Source organism: Synechococcus sp. ATX 2A4 (assembly GCF_024346375.1).
GTDB lineage: Bacteria > Cyanobacteriota > Cyanobacteriia > PCC-6307 > Cyanobiaceae > MW101C3.
Map to the genome: position 1 here is coordinate 1 of NZ_JAGQCV010000034.1, position 255 is coordinate 255.

1 protein-coding gene is annotated in these 255 nt (G+C 58.0%); it reads left to right on the plus strand.

Annotated features, from left to right (window positions below; translation table 11 throughout):
- Nucleotides 1-255 (plus strand): transposase (locus KBY97_RS14865; protein WP_399217934.1); only part of this gene is annotated, 255 nt, incomplete at both ends.

Consider the following 255-nt stretch of genomic DNA (forward strand, 5'->3'; position numbering starts at 1 on the left):
GAAATGGAGGGCAAGCCCACCACCTTCCGGGTTGCCATGCGACCAGGCAAGCGGCGCGCCCTGCCCAATACAGCGGATGGACGAATGGATGATCTGATCGAAACAGCCAAAGCTCATATCCGTGCCATGGGTGAGCACCCGTTCCGCGTGATCAAGCAGCAGTTCGGATTTCAGAAGACCCGGCTGCGGGGCATGCTCAAGAACCGCTGCAAGGTAAACGTGCTGGCAGCCCTTACGAACCTATTTATGGTGCGT